Source organism: Altericroceibacterium xinjiangense (genome assembly GCF_003958635.1).
In the GTDB taxonomy this organism is placed as follows: domain Bacteria; phylum Pseudomonadota; class Alphaproteobacteria; order Sphingomonadales; family Sphingomonadaceae; genus Altericroceibacterium_A; species Altericroceibacterium_A xinjiangense.
Genome location: NZ_RSEK01000009.1, coordinates 106,519 through 125,321, shown reverse-complemented (window position 1 = coordinate 125,321; position 18,803 = coordinate 106,519). Strand labels below are relative to the sequence as shown.

19 protein-coding genes and 1 tRNA gene are annotated in these 18,803 nt (G+C 64.4%); 15 read left to right on the top strand and 5 right to left on the bottom strand.

Going from position 1 to position 18,803, the window contains the following annotated elements:
- Nucleotides 1–137: 137 nt before the first annotated feature.
- Nucleotides 138–605, bottom strand: coding sequence for a preQ(1) synthase (queF, locus tag ELY13_RS11565; RefSeq protein ID WP_126174075.1), 468 nt, complete (start codon nucleotides 603–605; stop codon nucleotides 138–140).
- 88 nt (nucleotides 606–693) lie between these two features.
- On the opposite strand from queF, the gene sseA reads away from it, so the two are divergent.
- The 8 genes from sseA (at nucleotide 694) to ELY13_RS11525 (ending at nucleotide 7,836) form a co-directional block, all read left to right on the top strand.
- On the top strand, nucleotides 694–1,536 hold the full coding sequence (gene sseA, locus ELY13_RS11560; RefSeq protein ID WP_126174074.1) for a 3-mercaptopyruvate sulfurtransferase: 843 nt from the start codon (nucleotides 694–696) through the stop codon (nucleotides 1,534–1,536).
- Complete coding sequence (metC, locus tag ELY13_RS11555; protein ID WP_126174073.1) at nucleotides 1,533–2,714, top strand: cystathionine beta-lyase; 1,182 nt, start codon at nucleotides 1,533–1,535, stop codon at nucleotides 2,712–2,714. Before sseA ends, metC begins: the two co-directional genes overlap by 4 nt.
- The gene (locus tag ELY13_RS11550; protein ID WP_126174072.1) at nucleotides 2,711–3,805 is read left to right on the top strand and encodes a mechanosensitive ion channel family protein; all 1,095 of its coding nucleotides are present in this window, start codon (nucleotides 2,711–2,713) and stop codon (nucleotides 3,803–3,805) included. The genes metC and ELY13_RS11550 overlap by 4 nt, the downstream gene beginning before the upstream one ends.
- 68 nt (nucleotides 3,806–3,873) lie before the next feature.
- Nucleotides 3,874–4,632, top strand: a complete 759-nt coding sequence (gene cobA, locus ELY13_RS11545; protein WP_126174071.1) for a uroporphyrinogen-III C-methyltransferase — start codon at nucleotides 3,874–3,876, stop codon at nucleotides 4,630–4,632.
- Entirely contained in the window at nucleotides 4,629–4,928 is a 300-nt protein-coding gene (locus ELY13_RS11540; RefSeq protein ID WP_126174070.1) for a DUF2849 domain-containing protein, read from the top strand. The genes cobA and ELY13_RS11540 overlap by 4 nt, the downstream gene beginning before the upstream one ends.
- Complete coding sequence (locus ELY13_RS11535; protein ID WP_126174069.1) at nucleotides 4,928–6,562, top strand: nitrite/sulfite reductase; 1,635 nt, start codon at nucleotides 4,928–4,930, stop codon at nucleotides 6,560–6,562. Before ELY13_RS11540 ends, ELY13_RS11535 begins: the two co-directional genes overlap by 1 nt.
- A complete protein-coding gene (locus ELY13_RS11530; RefSeq protein ID WP_126174068.1) occupies nucleotides 6,555–7,046 on the top strand; it encodes a DUF934 domain-containing protein in 492 nt (163 codons plus the stop codon). The genes ELY13_RS11535 and ELY13_RS11530 overlap by 8 nt, the downstream gene beginning before the upstream one ends.
- Nucleotides 7,039–7,836: a phosphoadenylyl-sulfate reductase gene (locus tag ELY13_RS11525; protein ID WP_126174067.1), complete on the top strand. Its 798-nt coding sequence runs from the start codon at nucleotides 7,039–7,041 to the stop codon at nucleotides 7,834–7,836. Before ELY13_RS11530 ends, ELY13_RS11525 begins: the two co-directional genes overlap by 8 nt.
- 59 nt (nucleotides 7,837–7,895) lie before the next feature.
- On the opposite strand, the gene ELY13_RS11520 is transcribed toward ELY13_RS11525, so the two are convergent.
- From ELY13_RS11520 to ELY13_RS11505, 4 genes are all read right to left on the bottom strand, one after another.
- On the bottom strand, nucleotides 7,896–8,570 hold the full coding sequence (locus ELY13_RS11520; protein WP_126174066.1) for an anti-sigma factor family protein: 675 nt from the start codon (nucleotides 8,568–8,570) through the stop codon (nucleotides 7,896–7,898).
- Nucleotides 8,567–8,791, bottom strand: a complete 225-nt coding sequence (locus ELY13_RS11515) for an RNA polymerase sigma factor (protein WP_241233670.1) — start codon at nucleotides 8,789–8,791, stop codon at nucleotides 8,567–8,569. Before ELY13_RS11515 ends, ELY13_RS11520 begins: the two co-directional genes overlap by 4 nt.
- A gap of 151 nt (nucleotides 8,792–8,942) precedes the next feature.
- Nucleotides 8,943–10,886 carry an excinuclease ABC subunit UvrC gene (gene uvrC / locus ELY13_RS11510; protein WP_126174065.1) on the bottom strand — a complete coding sequence of 648 codons (1,944 nt, stop codon included), beginning with the start codon at nucleotides 10,884–10,886 and terminating at the stop codon, nucleotides 8,943–8,945.
- Nucleotides 10,887–10,943: 57 nt separating this feature from the next.
- Nucleotides 10,944–13,766 carry a TonB-dependent receptor gene (locus ELY13_RS11505; protein ID WP_241233669.1) on the bottom strand — a complete coding sequence of 941 codons (2,823 nt, stop codon included), beginning with the start codon at nucleotides 13,764–13,766 and terminating at the stop codon, nucleotides 10,944–10,946.
- Nucleotides 13,767–13,990: 224 nt separating this feature from the next.
- Here ELY13_RS11505 and infA point away from each other — a divergent pair, with 224 nt between their 5' ends.
- The 7 genes from infA (at nucleotide 13,991) to ccoN (ending at nucleotide 18,802) form a co-directional block, all read left to right on the top strand.
- Nucleotides 13,991–14,236 carry a translation initiation factor IF-1 gene (infA, locus tag ELY13_RS11500; RefSeq protein WP_126174063.1) on the top strand — a complete coding sequence of 82 codons (246 nt, stop codon included), beginning with the start codon at nucleotides 13,991–13,993 and terminating at the stop codon, nucleotides 14,234–14,236.
- Between the two features lie 10 nt (nucleotides 14,237–14,246).
- Nucleotides 14,247–14,822, top strand: coding sequence for a Maf family protein (locus tag ELY13_RS11495; protein ID WP_126174062.1), 576 nt, complete (start codon nucleotides 14,247–14,249; stop codon nucleotides 14,820–14,822).
- Nucleotides 14,815–15,789 carry a ribonuclease E/G gene (locus tag ELY13_RS11490; protein ID WP_126174061.1) on the top strand — a complete coding sequence of 325 codons (975 nt, stop codon included), beginning with the start codon at nucleotides 14,815–14,817 and terminating at the stop codon, nucleotides 15,787–15,789. Before ELY13_RS11495 ends, ELY13_RS11490 begins: the two co-directional genes overlap by 8 nt.
- A complete protein-coding gene (locus ELY13_RS11485; protein WP_126174060.1) occupies nucleotides 15,786–15,953 on the top strand; it encodes a DNA gyrase inhibitor YacG in 168 nt (55 codons plus the stop codon). The genes ELY13_RS11490 and ELY13_RS11485 overlap by 4 nt, the downstream gene beginning before the upstream one ends.
- A gap of 107 nt (nucleotides 15,954–16,060) precedes the next feature.
- Nucleotides 16,061–16,136: transfer RNA gene (locus ELY13_RS11480), tRNA-Phe, on the top strand.
- A gap of 64 nt (nucleotides 16,137–16,200) precedes the next feature.
- Nucleotides 16,201–16,929 (top strand): Crp/Fnr family transcriptional regulator, encoded by a 729-nt coding sequence (locus tag ELY13_RS11475; RefSeq protein ID WP_126174059.1) that lies wholly within the window; start codon nucleotides 16,201–16,203, stop codon nucleotides 16,927–16,929.
- A gap of 217 nt (nucleotides 16,930–17,146) precedes the next feature.
- Nucleotides 17,147–18,802, top strand: a complete 1,656-nt coding sequence (gene ccoN / locus ELY13_RS11470) for a cytochrome-c oxidase, cbb3-type subunit I (RefSeq protein WP_126174058.1) — start codon at nucleotides 17,147–17,149, stop codon at nucleotides 18,800–18,802.
- The last annotated feature ends 1 nt before the right edge of the window (nucleotide 18,803 follow it).

Genomic DNA, 18,803 nt, shown 5'->3' with positions numbered 1-18,803 from the left:
TCACAGCGCCTCCTTGCGCCGCCTGTGAATCAAATCTGCGCTGCTTTGGGAATCCCTTTAATGGGTCCTGAGCCTAGTCGAACAAGCTTGGCCGGGGCAAGAGGAACAAGCTCCGGCAAGCCAAGAGCTTGAGCAGCTTATCCCCTTCCGCGGTAGGACTGCACGCCCTGGTCCGGCACCCAGAGCCCCTCAGGCGGTGAGCCGGACTGCCAGAAAACGTCGATAGGGATTCCGCCGCGCGGGTACCAATAACCACCGATGCGCAGCCAGCGGGGCTCCATTTCCCGCATCAGGCGCTGCCCGATCCCGACGGTCACATCCTCGTGAAAGCCACAGTGATTGCGGAACGAACCGAGGAACAGCTTCAGGCTCTTAGATTCCACGATCGTTTCGCCAGGGGCGTAATCGATCACCAGATGCGCGAAGTCCGGCTGTCCCGTCACCGGGCACAAGGACGTGAATTCCGGCGCGGCAAAGCGCACGAGGTACAACGTGCCTCGCCGCGGATTGGGTACGTAATCGAGCACTGCCTCATCTGGAGAAGCCGGCAAGCGGCTGGCTTGGCCGAGGTGAAGCGGCTGGTCTGCAGGTTGCGGATCACTCATGCCCGGCAGATGGCGCGAAGCAGCCGCCGAAACAAGCGGCACCTCGCCCTCTCGACCTGAGAAAGATCAGGGTATAACCCTCCTGACCATGGAAAGCCTCGTTTCGACCGACTGGCTCGCTGCCGAACTCGGCGCGCCCGACCTCAGAATTCTCGATGCGTCGAGCCACCTTCCCACCACCGACCGCGACGCGCGCAGCGAATTCGAGGCGGCGCACATACCCGGCGCCCTCTTCCTCGACCTTGCCAGCCTGACCGACAGCCAGAGCCCGGTGCCATCCGCCTTGCCCACCTCCGGGCAATTCGCGGCACGGATGCAGCAGCTCGGCGTGCGAGAAACCGATCGGATCGTGGTCTATGACGATAGCGAGGTGAAAACCTCCGCCCGAGCCTGGTTTATGTTCGGCTTGTTCGGTGCGGGCCAAGTGGCGATTCTCGACGGAGGACTGGGGAAGTGGCGTGCCGAAGGGCGGCCGCTCGAGTCCGGCAGCGCGGCTTTTGCCCCTGCGGAGTTCAGGAGTGACGGGAGTTCTAACCGGGTGCGCTCCAAGCAGGACATGCTCCAAAACATCGACTCAGGCGCCGAGCAAGTTGTCGACGCCCGGAGTCTAGGCCGCTTCACGGGCAAGGAGCCGGATTTTCGAGGGAACATCCCGAGCGGGCACATTCCACATTCGCTGAACCTGCCGTTCGGGCAGCTCTACCGTCAGGACGGGACATTCAAGCATCCGGCGGATATGCGCCGTGCCTTCGAAGCGGCCGGGGTCGCTCTGGACAGGCCGGTCGTCACGACCTGCGGCAGCGGGGTTACGGCGGCGGTGCTGCTGTTTGCCCTTCATCGGCTGGGGAAGGACGATATCGCACTGTATGACGGCAGCTGGAGCGAGTGGGCCGCCGATCCCACCACTCCAAAGGCGACAGGCGCAGCATGAGCTCAGGAAGCGGCAAAAAGCCATCCACCCGTCTCGTTGCAGCCGGGCGGCGGCAGGAGTGGACCGGGTCGGTAGTCAATCCTCCGGTCTGGCGTGGGAGCACGCACCTTTACGCCGACAGCGCCGACCTGAGGCGCGGCCGGCCGAACCGGGACGGAGAATTCTATTACGGGCGGCGCGGCTCTCCGACGCAGTGGGCACTTGCCGACGCGCTGACGGGGCTTGAGCCGGGCGCGGCAGGCACGCTGCTGTTTCCCAGCGGAGTAGCGGCGATCGCGGGCAGCCTGCTCGCGGTGCTGAACAGCGGCGATGTGCTGCTGATGACCGACAACGCCTACGAACCCAGTCGGACCATGGCCAGGAGCCTGCTAGACCCCCTCGGCATAGAAACCCGCTTCTTCGATCCTCTGGATGTTCAAGGGTTTGCAAGCCACTTCTGCGATCGCACCAAAGCTGTCCTGCTCGAATCTCCCGGCAGCCTGACCATGGAAATCTGCGACGTACCGGCGCTGACCGCCGTTGCCCGCGAAAAGGGGGCGATCAGCCTGATCGACAACACATGGGCTAGCCCGCTTGGTTTTCCCGCACTCCAGCAGGGCTGCGATGTTTCGATCATGTCGCTGACCAAACATGTCGGCGGCCATTCGGATCTGATGATGGGATCGGTTGCGGCCACAACAACAGTTTACAACAGGTTGCGCCTGACTTCTCAGGCACTGGGACAAGTCGTCTCCCCGGACGACGCGGCCTTGGCGCTGCGGGGATTAAGGACCCTGAGCCTGAGGCTGGAACGCGAAACCGTGAGCGCGATCGCCATCGCCGAATGGCTCAGTCGCCGCCCCGAAGTTGCGCGCGTGCTTTGCCCCATGCTTCCGGACTCGCCGGGCCATGATCTGTGGCGGCGAGACTTCACCGGGGGCTGCGGCTTGTTCAGTTTCGTCCTGCGGGGAAGCGAGGAGCAGGCGCGCGCCCGCTTCATCGACTCGCTGGAGCTGTTCGGGATCGGTTACAGCTGGGGCGGGTACGAAAGCCTGGTGATCCCGTTCGAAGCCGGCCGCATCCGCACCGCGATGGCTGCGCCCGGCGGCTTGGGCGTGCGCCTTTCCATCGGACTGGAAGACCCGGCCGATCTGATCGCCGATCTTGAACAGGCATTTGCTGCAATGGAACGAGCATGACTCCGGCCACGGCGCCCGATCCCGCTGCAACAGATACCGCGACCGCGGTTCCCTCGGACGCGCCGCCGCCGACAATCCTGCCGAGCGAGCCGCCGACGGGGATCGAAGAGACGATCGAGGGCGCTGAATCGATCAAGCAGGCGGTGACGGAGCGCAATCTCACCGTCGGTGAGTTCATAGAACGACTTGATGCGGTCGGCGTTACCCTTGGCGACACGCGGTTTTCGCTCTGGAGCGTGCTCGTCGTGCTGCTCGTGATCATCGGGGTGGTCGTGTTCGCCCGGATCGCCACGAGCCTGGGCATGGGAACCTTCAGCCGCCTGACGCGGCTTGATGCGACCCAGCGCCTGCTGGGCGAAAAGCTGCTGTCGATGGCGATCTGGGCGTTCGCCATCCTGATCGGGATCGATATACTCGGGATCGATCTGACGGCGCTGGCGGTGTTTTCAGGCGCCTTCGGTCTTGCTGTCGGCTTCGGCCTGCAGAAGACCTTCGGTAACCTGATCGCCGGGCTGATCTTGCTTATGGACCGCTCGATCAAGCCGGGCGACGTGATCGCCGTATCCGATCAGGCGGGCACGTCGACCTTTGGACAGATCCGGAAGATCGGCATCCGCGCCGTGTCCGTGACGACGCGCGACCAGCGGGAGTACCTGATCCCGAACGAACAGCTGATGATCAATCAGGTGGAGAACTGGTCCTATTCCAGCAGGGACGTGCGCATCCAGGTGCGGGCCGGAATTTCCTATACGTGCGACATGGACAAGGCCGAGGAACTGATGCTGGAAGCGGCCAAGTCAGCGAAACGTGTGCTCAGCACGCCTCCTCCTACGGTCTGGCTTGAAGAGTTCGGGGAAAGCTCCGTCAACTTCATCATCCATTGCTGGATCCGGGATCCGGAGGAAGGAGTCGGGAATGTCCGGTCCGAGGTGCTGAAGAACCTGTGGCGGCTGTTCCAGGAGAACGGAGTGGAGATCCCCTTCCCGCAGCGGGATCTCAATCTGCGTGACAACCTTCAATTCCAGCAGCTTATCGCGGCAATTTCGCAGCGTGCTGGAACTGAGCACCGCCCCTCCGACGAAGGCATCTAAAGCTCACCTAACCCTTCCCAAAACCATTCTCGCTGGCAGATCGCCCCTTCCCCGCCCATCTCGCCGTCATGAAAAGAAGCGGCACCGTCTATCTGGTTGGTGCAGGCCCGGGGGATCCGGACCTGCTGACCCTTCGCGCTGCGCGGCTGGTGGAGCAAGCCGGACTGATCGTGCACGACGGACTGGTCGATCCCGCAATTCTGGCGATGGCCCGTCCCGATGCCGAACTGGTATCTGTCGCGAAAAGTCGCGCCCGCCACACGCTGCCGCAGGACGAGATCAACGCCTTGCTGGTGCGTGAAGCGCTGGCGGGGCGCGATGTCGTGCGGCTGAAAGGCGGCGATCCGCTGGTATTCGGCCGTGGCGGCGAGGAAGCGGAGGCATGCCACGCCGCTAGAATCCCGGTCGAGATCGTGCCCGGTATCAGCGCCGCGATGGGCGCGGCCGCCGCCGCGCAGATCCCGCTGACCCACCGCGAGGACGCGAGCATCGTCAGCTTCGTCGCCGGGCAGTGCAAGGGGCTGGCGGAGCAGGATTGGGCCGGCCTTGCCGGAAAAGGGCGGACGCTGGTGATCTACATGGGCGTCAAGACGGCGCCGATGATTGCCGAAAAGCTGATGGAAGACGGACTTTCCCCTGAAACCCCGGTGGCGTTGATCGAGAACGCAGCCCGTCCCGCCATGCGGGTGCTGCGCGGTCCGCTGGCCGGACTGCCCCAGCTTGTCGAGCAACACCGGGTAAAAAGCCCCGCGCTGATCGTGATCGGCTCGGTAACTGCGCGGGATGACGCCGCGCTCAAGCAAATGGCGCTGGAGGCGCATGAATGAAGATCCTGACGGGCAACGATCTGAAGAGCGGCGCGGTCGTGTGGTGGGATGGCCGGGGCTGGTCTCTCCACGTGGAAGACGCAGTCGATGCCGGCGATGACGCCGATACGATCATGGCGCGCGAGGAAGCCGCGCGCCGGGTAAATGTCCCTTATGCGATCGACGGTGAACGGTCGGCGGAAGGCCGCGTTCGCCCGGCTCACATCAAGGACCGCATTCGCGCACTCGGGCCGACGGTCCGTCCTGACCTGACACTGAAGCCGGCCGATCCCGAAGCCGGAAACTGGGTGATCTGATGTACAAGTACGACCATTACGACCAGGCCATGGTCGACGCCCGCGTCGAGGAATTCCGCGACCAGGTGCGTCGGCGTATCGAAGGCCATCTTACGGAAGACCAGTTCAAGTCGCTGCGGCTGATGAACGGGCTTTACCTGCAGCTGCATGCCTACATGCTGCGCGTCGCGGTGCCCTATGGTACCCTGAGCAGCGCGCAGATGCGTGCGTTGGCCGACATCGCCGACAAGTATGACCGCGGATACGGTCACTTCACTACCCGCCAGAACATCCAGTACAACTGGATCAAGCTCGAAGAAGCGCCTGACATCCTGGCGGATCTCGCCAAGGTTGAAATGCACGCGATCCAGACCAGCGGTAACTGCATCCGCAACATCAGCTCAGACCAGTATGCCGGTGCTGCAGCGGATGAGGAAGTCGATCCCCGGCCTTATGCCGAGCTGCTGCGCCAGTGGTCGACCTTCCACCCGGAATTTCTCACTCTTCCGCGCAAGTTCAAGATCTGCGTGATCGCCTCGGAACAGGACCGTGCGGCCATGCGGCTGCACGACATCGGCATTCGCATTCTGCGCAATGAAGCAGGCGAGCTGGGTGCGCGGTTCTACGTTGGCGGCGGCATGGGCCGCACGCCGATGATCGCACCGGTGATCCGCGACTTCGTGCCGCTGGACCAGCTGATCACGTATTCGGAAGCCTGCCTGCGGGTCTACAATCGCTACGGGCGCCGGGACAACAAGTTCAAGGCGCGGATCAAGATCCTCGTTCATGAAATGGGTGCGGACGAATACACGCGCCAGGTTGAAGAGGAATTCGCTCACCTCCTCAGCCAGGGAATCGAACCGCCGACGGCAGAGCTCGAGCGTATCCGTACCTACTTCCAGGATCCCGCGTTCGAACACGGCGCGCTGGATGCGCTGGACCGGTCGGATCCGGACTTTGCCTTGTGGGTCGACCGCAACACCATGGCCCACAAACAGGCTGGCTACATCAACGCCACGATCAGCCTGAAGCCGGTCGGCGGGATTCCGGGCGATGCCTCGGCTGACCAGATGCGCCTGATGGCGGATCTGGCGGAACGGTACAGCTTTGACGAGCTGAGGGTCACGCATGCGCAGAACATCGTCCTGCCGCACGTGCGCAAGGCCGATCTGTACGAAGTGTGGAAGCAGCTGGACCAGGCTGGGCTTGGCACGGCCAACATCGATCAGATCGACGATATCATTGCCTGCCCGGGGCTGGATTACTGCAGCCTCGCAAACGCTCGCTCCATCCCGGTCGCACAGAAGATCTCCCAGCGCTTCGCTGCCGGCGGCAAGGCTGACGCGCTGGGTGAGCTGAAGCTCAAGATCAGCGGCTGCATCAATGCCTGCGGCCATCATCACGCCGGTCACATCGGCATTCTCGGCGTCGACCGGAAAGGCAAGGAGAACTACCAGCTCCTGCTCGGCGGATCCGAAGCGGAAGATACCTCGCTCGGCAAGATTACCGGTCCCGGCTTCGATGAAGACGGAATCGTCGACGCGATCGAACGAGCAACCGACGTCTACCTGCGGGAGCGTGGGGAAGGTGAGCGGTTCCTCGATACCTACCGCCGCATCGGAATGGAGCCGTTCAAGGAGGCGATCTATGGCTGAAGTTCTACCCCTTCCCTCTGAAGGCGCAGGCAGCGGCGATCACGTGCAATTCCGCTTCCGTGACGACGAGCCTCTGATGGACCCTGCCGTGACGGTCGATGCTTTCATCGACCAGACCAACGCCACGGCCGTGCGAGTCGAACCGGGCGACGACGCTCGGAAGCTGCTACCGCATCTCGGGCGCATCGGTCTGGTCGAGGTGAACTTCCCGGCCTTCACCGACGGGCGGGGCTATTCGGTCGCCCGTATCCTGCGCGAAGCCGGTTACGCGGGAGAACTGCGCGCGGTCGGCGATGTGCTGATCGACCAGCTCAGCCAGATGAAGCGCTGCGGGTTCGACGCCTTCGCCCCCGACAAGCCGCTTGACGAGACCGACGCAAAGGCCGCGTTCGATCGCTGGCCCCATGTCTATCAGCCTGCTGCCGATGCACGGGTTCCAATCTGGAACCTGCGGCACGGGCGGAACCAGGAACAGAATGGCTAGCACACACACTCGGCCTCTCGACCGGATCGATGTGTCCCCTCGCTTCCGCGAGGCGGACGCAATCCGCCTCAACCGCATCTTCCGCGGATCGGACACGCGTGAGATGCTCACCGCCGTGCTGCAGGACGGGATTGCGGGTGAAGTGGCGGTGGTCTCGAGCTTCGGCGCGGAAAGCGCGACGCTGCTGCACCTCATCGCCCAGATCGCCCCTGCTACCCCGGTGCTGTTCCTGGACACGGGCAAGCATTTCCCCGAAACGATCGCCTACCGCGATCAGCTGGTGGATCGGCTCGGACTCACCGATGTCCGCGACCTCGTGCCCGATGCGGAAGAGCTTGGCACGAAGGACGAGAATGGCCTCCGCTGGTCGTGGGACCCGGACGGTTGCTGCGATCTGCGCAAGGTTCGCCCGCTGGCCAAGGCGCTCGCCGGGCTGGATGCTTCGATCACCGGGCGCAAGGCTTTCCAGTCGAGCACGCGCGCGACCCTGCCGCGGTTCGAGATTGACGGTTCGGACGCGCAAGGGCGGCTCAAGGTCAATCCGCTGATCGACTGGAACGCGGACCAGATCGCCGCCTATTTCGCGGAACACGATCTGCCGCCGCATCCGCTTGTGGCGCAGGGATACCCGTCGATCGGCTGCTCCCCCTGCACCCGCCCGGTTGCCGAGGGCGAAGACCCGCGTGCGGGACGCTGGTCAGGGTGGGACAAGACGGAGTGCGGCATCCACTCCCCGGCCAGTCCGCAGAGCGGGGGCGATCTGCCTCCGGGGTACGAGCCCGCCTTCTAGGTTGGCTCCGCAGACTTCAGGTCGCGTGGCGGTTCGGACCCGGAACCGATTCCAGCGGATCAGCGCCAGTCGCTGTCGAGCGCGTCCTGCTCTTCCGCCGCGTCGAAAGCCGGACTGGAGGCCATTTCCTGTGCGCGGGTCAGCAGGTCGGATGCTCCGCCGCTGACGCCCCCCTCACCCGGATAAATCAGACGCCAGCCTTGGCTGTCGCGGCAGGCGATGCCCTCCTGCGCTCCACTGAACACGCGGCAGTACTCGCCATCCGCGTTGCGAAAGCTGATCAGGATGCGCGTGGTCGCCTCAGCCGGTTGGGTCGCGACGAGTTGCTCGTCCAGTGCCTGCGCCACCGGCGCTTCCAGATACGTGCCGCCGACAGGTGGCGGTTCGGCTTCGCCTCTGGGGAAGAAGAGGAGCGCTACCAGAAATCCGGCGACGGCCGCGATCAGGATCCACGGCCAGAGTGGGCGGTTACCCGGCTTGCGGTGGGGGCGGGCGTCCTTGGGAGTTGCCGGCTTGCGCACGCGATCGCCGGGGCGCGCCGGCTTGGCTTCCGGGGTCGAAGGGGAAAGGATCGGAGCGAAATGGCTTGACAGCTTCGCCTTCAGCGCCCGATGCGAACGCACCTCGGCAGCCAGTGCGGGATCCGCTGCAACGCTTCTGGCGATCTCGGCCTGGCGCCGCGGTTCGAGCTGCCCATCGGCATAGGCGGCCAACTCCTCCGCCGAAACCTTCACAGGGCGTCCCCAAGCCTTTCAAGCAAGGCGTTGCGGCCGCGGACCAGCCGCGTGGCCAGTGTCGCGATGGAGCAGCCGACGATGTCCGCCGCTTCCGGATACGAATGGTCTTCCACCATCACCAGCAGCACGGCATCGCGTTGCTCATCCGGCAGGCTGGCCAGAGCGCGCTCGATCTCGCCGGGTTGTACCGATTTCTGCCCAGCACCTTGTCCAGCCATCCAAATCTTCCGCATTTCTTGCATCGACATCCAGCCACAAATCCGCTCGCCGTGTACCAAACGCTTGAGCAGAAGGGTCTTTCCAGCCGCCGGACAAGTTTTTCAAGTCGCACCGGCGGATGTGCCGGGCGCTTGGTCGCTCTGCATGCGGTCATCCGCCGGGATGATAGAAATCGTAGATCAAGCGAGCCACGGTTTCGCTGATCCCCGGGGCCCGCTGCAAATCTTCCAGGCCCGCAGCGCGAACCCTTCCCGCCGTGCCGAAATGCAGCAGCAGCGCGCGCTTCCGTGCGGGACCAATGCCGGGAATCTCGTCCAGCGGACTTGCAGTGATCGCCCGGCTGCGTTTCGCCCGGTGGGCGCCGATGGCGAAGCGGTGAACCTCGTCCCGCAAGCGCTGGAGATAGAACAGCACGGGTGAGTTGGTTGGCAGGGTCTTTTCCCGGCCATCGGGGAAATGAAACACCTCCCGTCCTTCGCGGCCATGGTGCGGCCCCTTGGCGATGGCGATCAGCGGCACGTCCTCGATCCCCAGATCCTCCAGGGCATCCCTGACGCTGCTCATCTGCCCCTTGCCGCCGTCGATCAGGACGAGATCAGGCCACAAGCCGCTGTCGCGATCGGGGTCTTCTTCCAGCGCGCGGGAAAAGCGCCGGGTCATTACCTCACGCATCATTGCGAAGTCGTCATTCGACTGGGCCTCACGAATGTTGAACTTGCGGTAGTGGTTCTTGAGGAATCCTTCCGGCCCGGCGACGATCATCGCGCCGACTGCCTTGGTACCCTGGATATGGCTGTTGTCGTAAACCTCGATCCGCGCCGGTGTCTCGGGCAGTTCCAGAAATTCGGTGAGTTCGCGCATGATCTTGGCCTGGGTGCCGCTTTCGGCGAGGCGGCGGTCGAGCGCTTCCACCGCGTTGCGCTTCGCCTGGTCCATCAGCCGCCGCCGCTCCCCCCGCTGAGGGACGCTGATCGCCACCCTGTAGCCGGCGCTTGCGCTCAACGCTTCTTCCAGCAGTTCACGGTCCGGCAGTTCCCGATCTACCAGCACGATTTTGGGCGGCGGCACTTCCTCATAGAACTGGGCAAGCACGCCGGAGAGGATTTCATCCTCCTCCACCCCTTGCGTGTGAGTGGGGAAAAACGCGCGGTGGCCCCAGTTCTGTCCGCCGCGGATGAAGAAGCCCTGCACCACGACTTGCCCGCCCTTGGCGGAGAGCGCAAAGACGTCCGCGTTGCCGACCCCTTCCCCGTTTATAGCCTGGGTGCCCTGAATGAAGGTTGCCGCGCGGAGCCGATCGCGCAGCATCGCCGCGCGTTCGTAATCCATCGCCTCGGCCGCTTCGGTCATCTGGGCCTCGATCTCACGCTGCACCGCGCTCGACTTGCCGCCGAGGAAATCCTTCGCCTGCCGCACCAACTCGGCATAGTCTTGCGGCCCAATTCGCCCGACGCACGGGGCGGAGCAGCGCTTGATCTGGTAAAGCAGGCACGGCCGGTCCCGACGGGCAAGAAAGCTGTCGGTGCAGCTGCGCAGCAGGAACAGTTTCTGAAGCGCATTGATCGTGGTGTTGACGGACCCGGCGCTGGCGAACGGACCGTAATAGTCGCCTTTCATCCTGCGCGCCCCGCGATGCTTCATCAGGCGGGGGAAAGCGTGTTCGGCCCGCAGCAGGATGAAGGGGAAGCTTTTGTCGTCCCGCAGCAGCACGTTATAGGGCGGACGGAAGCGCTTGATGAGCTGCGCTTCCAGCAGCAGCGCCTCGGCTTCCGAACTGGTGATGATGATTTCCATCGACCGGGTCTGGGCGATCATCCGCTGGATGCGGTTGGTAAGTCCGCTGACCTGCGTGTAATTCGCCACGCGATTTTTCAGCGCCCGCGCCTTCCCCACGTAGAGGACGTCGCCCCGGGCATCGAGCATCCGGTAGACGCCCGGCTTGGGCTTCAACGTCCGGACGGTCTCGCGGATCGCCTTGATCCCGGCTTCAAGGTCGGGTTGAGCCGATCCGCGCACGGTATAGGTCGCCCGCTCCTCATGAAAGCGTTCGGCACCTGCGGGGTTCGAAGGAGTTCCGGCGGGAGTGCGGGCCATGCATCCGAACATAGGGATGCAGGCCCGGTTCTCAAACCTTCCGCGCGCAGCAAACCGTCAGAAAAGCTTGCGGAACTCCACTTCGAAGAAACGCCCGACCGGATCGATGAGGTAAGGCTGGTAGCTGAACGGGACGACGCCGTTCTCATCCGTCACCCGGCGCCGTGCGTCGAACACGTTGTCGATGCTGAACGATGCGCGGGTGTTCTTCAGGAACGGCACCGCCTCCACCAGTGATTGCTGCCGCCCGAGGTCCGCAAAGAAGCGCAGGTTGAACGTCGCCAGATCCCCGAAACGCAAGTCGCTGCTGCCCGGGAGACCGGTGCCGCTGACGTCGGTTCCGCTCAGATAATTACCGGAGACGCGGACGCCGAAGCCCTTGTAGAAACCGCCCCCTTCCAGAGTGACGGTGTGGCGCGAGACGCCGCCGCCGGACAGGGCGTCACCACCCAGCAAGTCCAGCAGCGGCCCACCGGGCGCGATCAGGACTTCGTTCTCCAGTTCGATCGAGTGGGTTAGCGACAAGTTCCAGCGGCCGACGTTTCCTCCGCCCGGTCCGCCGGGACCGAAGCCGGGTCCCCCCCGTCCGCGGCCGCCCGCAGGACGTCCTCCGGCAGGCGGCGCGTCGCCACCTTGGGCGCCCGTGCCCGGCAAACCCGCAGCTCCGTCCTGGCTGCACAACCGCGTACGAAAGGCCGCCAGCCGTTCGGTGTTGATCGTGCCGTCCGGGTTGCGCAAGCGGCTTTGCAGCCCTTCGGGCAAGGCAGCCACATCTTCTGGGGTGACAGCTCGATCGGCTGTCTGTTGCGCGTCAGAAGCACACAGCCGTTCACGCAGGGCGGCAACGGGCTGCGGATCGAACTGGCCACCTGCCCCGGGGCCACCGCCCTGCCCCGGGGGAGCGGCGGAAGCGGATTGCGCAGCAGGACCGCCCCCGTCCCTGCGACCGCCGGGGCGATCGGCGAACCCGCGCTCTTCAGGTTCATCAGGCGTCCTTCCGATCTGCCCCGCCAGATTTATCCCGTACCGGATGCGGGAGCTTTCCTGGCGTGCAAACGTCACCGGCCGTTGATCGATGGCAAGCAGTTGCCCGCTGTCGCTGCGCGTAACGCGGCCGGGGAACGCTGCCTCGATCGCCGGGGTCAGCAAGGGAAAGGCTGCTGACACGTTCTCGGAGTCGTTGTGGAAGTATTCGAGCAGCAGGTTCGACCGCTGGAACCACGGAATTTCCCAGAACGCGGCCAGGCGCAGATCGTTCTGCCGTTCCTTCGCAAGGTTGGGATTGCCGCCGCTGACCACGGAGGCGAGCACCGCCTGGCCTGTGATGAAATCATAGACTGGCGCGTTGAGGGTAATGATCTCCGGAGCGCCGAGCTGGGTGAGCGAGGGCGCGGCATCCTTCACGATATAGCTCGCCTGAAGATTGAGCCGCTCGGTCACGCCCCAGGTAAAACCTGTGCTCCAGTTGGTCAGCGTGCCGAAATCGGACAAGTGATTGACCCCGGCCGTCAAGTTGAGCGTGAAGTCGCCCAGGAACGACCAGACGTCCTCGCGCCGGCTGGCCAGCGGGATACCCAGCGTAATCCCGGCATTCAGATTGCCGCGAGTGACGTCTGTATCCAGACCCAGATTGCGCGTGTCCTCGCTCTGGATGCGGCTCCAGTCGTACCCAGCGTCGAGAGTGGCGGAAATCTCACCAGCGGGCAGCCGGATCGGCCGCCCGATCGCGGTTACTTTGAGCGTTGCGTTATCCGTTTTGCTGACAGCCTCGTCGAATCTAGCATCCGCGACGTCAGGCAAATCGCCGGTCAGGTCGAACAGGCCTGCTGCGGCACCTTCCAAGAGGTCGTCCGTATCGACCCGGCGATCGATCCGGTTGACCAGTCGTGCGTGGCTGGCGTCCACCGTTCCGGTCAGCTGCCAGTCCCCGGCGTAGGTGTTGAGTGTGGCGCCGGCGGCGAGCGTGTCGGTGCGGGCCCAGCGCTCCAGCGGATCGCCGAAGCTGCGCAACACTGCCACGTCCGGGGCATCAGGATCGATCAGCGAGACGGTATTCAGCCCTGACAACGCGAGGCTGTCGCTCCGTTCGATCGTGCCGTTGAGGCTGAGCGACCCGCCGCTTTCTCCGATAGACCGAGTCCAGTTCGCAGTCAGTTCGTAATCCGCACTGTCGGCAACGAGGCTGCGATAAGCCGCTGGATCGGGGTCGGTGATCACGGTCGGAACACTGCCTTCCGCCTGGACAACGCCCCGTTCGGCTTCCGTCAGCAAGCTGGAATCGCTCAGTTCCAGGTTCAGGTTCAGGCGGCTCGGCCCCGCGATCCGCAACAACGTGGCCTCGATTTCCTTGGTCGAGTAGCCGCCTTCCGCCGGCTGGCCGTACTCCAGCTCGATCTCCCGGCTGGCGTACTGGTCCTTCAGGATGAAGTTGATCACACGCTGGTCGGGCGGGAAGCCGTAGCGCTGCGCCACCGTTTCCGGCAGCACCTCCACGCGCCGGATCGCTTCCGGCGGGTAGGAGCGCATCTCCCGAAAGCTGGACACGCGCACGCCGTTGACCAGGAAAGCCGGAGGACCGCTGCCGCGCCCGCTTCCGCTTCCCGTCTGCGGCGCGAGCGCCGCCACGAGATCGGCGAGCGATCCCGCGCCGTACGAAGCGATCTGTTCTTCATCCAGCTCAAGGATCGGCGGTTCGGGCGCATCCACCTGCCCGCGCATCTTCTGCGCGATGACCACGATCTCGTTCAGAGTTTCGTCGGGTGCGGGCGCCTCGCTCCCTTCACCGGGGACGGGGGTCTCCGGCTCGGCATCCTGGGCATAGGCTGGCATCGCAAGGCCAAGGGCGAGCGCGGCAAGGCTGGTAAAACGATAAGGGCGCACGGTCATTCCTCGGTTTCTTCGGCTTGACCGGAGCTTTGCTACGGTGCGGCGACCGCGAGCAAGCCGCAGATGGTAACAAAGTGTCGCAAGTGTATCGGACATGTCGCCGCATACACTGCTAGGGGGACGACCAGTGCGGCTGCCTCGCGCGGGAGGCTTCCCTTTTTGTCCCGCCGCCGCTATGGCGCGCGGCAATGCAGAAATCGTCTCGGATATTGAACTAGATGGCCAAAGAAGAACTCCTCGAAATGCGCGGCAAGGTGGTCGAACTGCTGCCTAACGCTATGTTCCGGGTCGAGCTCGAAAACGGTCATGAAATCCTTGGCCATACTGCCGGGAAAATGCGGAAGAACCGCATTCGCGTGCTGGTGGGCGATGAAGTCCTCGTGGAACTCACGCCCTACGATCTGACAAAGGGCCGGATCACCTATCGCTTCATGCCAGGCCGGGGCGGCCCGGGTCCGTCCTGATCGGGTGGGCGTGACTACGCCCTCTCTCATCCTCGCTTCCGCGAGTCCCCGAAGGCGCGAACTCCTTGCGCGGCTGGGGATTGAGCCTGCGCGCATCATCGCGGCGGATATCGACGAAACCCCTCGCAAGGGTGAGCTGCCGCGCGCCTACGCCCAGCGCATGGCGCGTGAAAAGGCTGAGGCTGTCGCAGGCGGGGAAGCGCACGTTCTTGCCGGAGATACTGTCGTCGCGGTCGGCCGCCGCATCCTGCCCAAAGCGGAGGATGAAGCCACTGCGCGCCAGTGTCTCGAACTTCTATCGGGCCGCCGTCACAGGGTGTTTTCGGCCATCGCCCTGCGCGCGCCGGATGGAACGGTGCGCGAGCGCCTGAGCGAGACGCAGCTGCGGTTCAAGCGTTTGTCCGAAGAAGAGATCCACGCCTACCTTGCTTCCGGCGAATGGCACGGCAAGGCAGGCGGCTATGCGATCCAGGGCAGCGCCGAAGGCCTGATCGCCTGGTTGCAAGGCAGCCATTCCGGCGTCGTTGGCCTGCCCTTGTTCGAAACGCGTGCCCTTCTGAAAAGCGCGGGTTTCCCGATTGCCTGAGTGGCTGGTGGAACGCGGGATCGGCGAAGACCGCGCGATCCTGCTCGATGGCGAAACGATACTCGCCGCCCGGCTTGACTGGCCCGAGGGACTGAAGACCGGGCTGATTGAGGACGCGCGGCTTGTCTCGCGCACTGCCGGATCTCCCCGGGCAACCGCCCGCTTCGCCAGCGGGGAGGAGGCGCTGGTCAGTCGCCTGCCACGCACGGCCAGCGAAGGGGCGACGATCCGGCTCAAGGTTACGCGCCCGGCCGTGGCCGAAAGCGGCCGCATCAAGCTTGCCCATGCGCGCCCGACGGATGAGCCGGTGCGTCCTGCTCCCACCGTGGCGGAAAGCCTGCGGGCGGACGGGGCCGAGGCGCAAATTGTGCGCCGCTTTCCAGTGGCCGGTTGGGAAGACGTGCTGGCCGATGCTTTCACTCGGCAGACCGCCTTTGCCGGAGGATCGCTGCTGCTCAGCCCGACTCCGGCGATGACGCTGATCGACATCGACGGGGCGCTGCCACCAGCTGCGCTCGCGTCAGCGGCGGTCAGGCCGATTGCCGACTTGCTGCGGCGGCTGGACATCGGCGGTTCGATCGGGATCGATTTCCCCACTCTTCCCGCAAAAGCGGATCGGCGCGCAGTGGACGAGGCGCTGGAGGATGCGCTTACCGGCTGGCCGCACGAACGCACGGCGATGAACGGCTTCGGCTTCGTCCAGCTGGTCACCCGGCTTGAACGGGTATCGATTCTTCATCGGGTGGCACAAGCGCCGACCGGTGCGGCCGCTCGCCTGCTGCTGCGGCGCGCCGAAGCGTTGGAGGGCGCAGGCGCGATACTGCTGACCGCACATCCCGCGGTGCAGGCCAGGATCACGCCCGAATGGCAGGACGAACTTTCCCGCCGCACGGGCCGTGAGATTCGTTGGGCGACAGACCTCGGGCTTGCCATCGAGGCCGGGCACGCCCAACTGATCGAACGATGAGCAAGTCCCGCCCCTGCCCGATCTGCCGGAAACCCCGCAGTGAGGAATTCACCCCTTTCTGTTCCTCGCGCTGCCGCGACCGCGATCTCGCGCAGTGGTTCAACGAGGGATATGCGGTGCCCGGGCCCCCGGCGAGCGAAAGCGACCTTGCGCCCGAAGAATGATCGTGCGCCCGCAGCAATGATTAGGCCTTGCCAAGCGCGGCAGGCTTGGCCATAGGCGCATCCCAGCCGCTCACCGGACCTTTCGCAGGACCGGTTTCGATAGCGACGCCCGGGTAGCTCAGTTGGTAGAGCATGCGACTGAAAATCGCAGTGTCGGCGGTTCGAATCCGTCCCCGGGCACCATCTCCTTGGCCCCACACCCTTCCTCCGGTTGGCACAGGGCTGCAGCGGGTTGTATCACCGCCTGATGACCAAACCGGCTGCCTCCCCCATCGACAAGAGCTTCTGCCAGGCGTGCACCGTTCGGAAACGAGCGATCTGCGCCGATCTGGATGAGCAGGAGATCGCGGCGCTGAATTCCATCGGGCGGCAGCGCAAGCTTTCGGCCGGCGAACAGCTCTTGTGGGAAGGCGAGGACGCGGTCCTGGTCGCCAACGTGATCGACGGGGTGCTGAAGCTCTGGACCGGTACGGCCGACGGCCGGCAGCAGATCGTCGGCCTCGTCTACGCCTCGGATTTCATCGGCCGCCCGTTCGGCGCAACGACGCCGTACGGTGTCGAAGCGCTGAGCGAGGCGAACGTCTGCGTCTTTTCCCGCAAGGAATTCGACACCTTCGCCCGCGAGCATCCGCGGCTGGAGCACAAGCTGCTGGAACGCACGCTGGCCGAGCTGGACCGGACCCGCAAGTGGATGCTGCTGCTCGGCCGCAAGAACGCCGAGGAGAAGCTCGCCACGTTCCTGATCGACATGTCGGAGCGGCTGGTTGAGCCAGGCAGCAATCCGTTGTCGGGAGAGCCGCTGACGCAGTTCGAGCTGCCTTTCTCCCGTCAGCAGATTGCCGACGTGCTGGGCCTCACAATCGAGACGGTCAGCCGCAACTTCGCCCGGTTCAAGCGCGAAGGCGTGATCGACCTGCCTTCTCGCCGCGAGGTCCACATCCTGGACCGGGCGGCGCTGGAGGCGATGGCCGGCTGAACGGCCTCTGGCGTGAGTGCATCAGATCGGCCACCCCACTTCCCTGTGCTGCGCTTCTCGAGTTAGCCGGTAAGTTCAACCCGTTAGAAGTTTCCCTGACGGCATAATCGTGCCGCCTCCGTACTTTACCGGAGGCCGCCATTTGATCCCGGTCAATGTTTGCTGCGACGCAAAGTCGCACAGCGGTTCCATCGAGTTCCAAGGGAAGGGACACTCAATGGATACCGTAGTTTCGCGCGCGGGCCTGTGGCTCGCGTTGCTGCTGCTCGCGTTTGCGGGAGCAGCGCTAGCCCATGATGGCGGGTTCGCCGTCCACATGGGCATCGTTGCGTTTGCCGCCCTTGTCGGCTTGTGGTGGACGGTCGGCAGTGCCGACTACGCCGGCATTGCCCAGGGCATCCTGCGCACCCCCACCGATCCTTCGCGCTATGACGACGATCCGGTTCGCTGGGGAATGATCGCCACCGTCTTCTGGGCCGTCATCGGCTTGGTCGCCGGATTGCTCATCGCGCTGCAGCTCGCCTATCCGCTGCTCAACCTCGAGCCGTGGTTCAACTTCGGTCGCTTGCGGCCGCTGCATACGTCGGGCGTGATTTTCGCTTTCGGAGGCAATGTGCTGATCGCCACGTCGTTCTACGTGGTCCAGCGCACGTGCCGGGCGAGGCTTGCCTTCCCTGGCCTCGCCCGTTTCGTTTTCTGGGGCTACCAGATGTTCATCGTCCTGGCGGCGAGCGGATATCTTCTGGGGGTGACCCAGAGCCGGGAATACGCCGAGCCCGAATGGTACGTCGATCTCTGGCTGACAATCGTCTGGGTGGCTTACCTAGTCGTGTTCGTCGGCACCCTCGCCCGCCGGGCGGAACCGCACATCTACGTCGCCAACTGGTTCTACCTGTCCTTCATCCTGACGATCGCGATGCTGCACATCGTCAACAACCTTGCGGTGCCTGTGTCGATCGTCGGGTCGCAGTCCTATCCGGTGTTTGCCGGGGTGCAGGATGCGCTGACCCAGTGGTGGTACGGCCATAACGCGGTCGCGTTCTTCCTGACCGTGCCGTTCCTCGCAATGATGTACTACTTCGTGCCGAAGCAGGCTGAACGGCCGATCTACAGCTATCGCCTGTCGATCCTGCACTTCTGGTCGATCATCTTCCTCTACATCTGGGCCGGGCCGCACCACCTGCTCTACACCGCCCTGCCCGACTGGGCGCAGACGCTGGGCGTGGTGTTCTCCATCATGCTGTGGATGCCGAGCTGGGGCGGGATGATCAACGGCCTGATGACGCTGAACGGCGCATGGGACAAGGTCCGCACCGATCCGATCATCCGCCTGATGGTCATGGCGCTCGCGTTCTATGGCATGGCGACCTTCGAAGGTCCGATGCTGAGCATCAAGGCCGTCAATTCCCTGTCGCACTACACGGACTGGACCGTCGGCCACGTCCATGCAGGCGCCCTGGGCTGGAACGGGATGATCTCCTTCGCGGCGGTCTACTACCTCGTGCCCCGGCTGTGGCAGCGGGAACGGCTCTACAGCCTGCGCTGGGTGAACTGGCACTTCTGGCTCGCGACCGTGGGGATCGTCTTCTACGCCGCCGCAATGTGGGTCGCGGGCGTCATGCAGGGCCTGATGTGGCGCGAATACGGGCCTGACGGATACCTGGTGAACAGCTTCGTCGAAACGGTCGTCGCGCTTCACCCGCTCTATCTGCTGCGCGCCGTCGGCGGCTCGCTCTACCTGATCGGCGCTCTCTTCATGGTCGCCAACGTCTGGCTGACGATCCTTGGAAAACAGCGCGTCGAAGCGCCGATGAACGAAGCGGCTCACGACCCCGCGGCCGATCGCCCGATCGTCGCCGTCCCGGCCGAGTAGG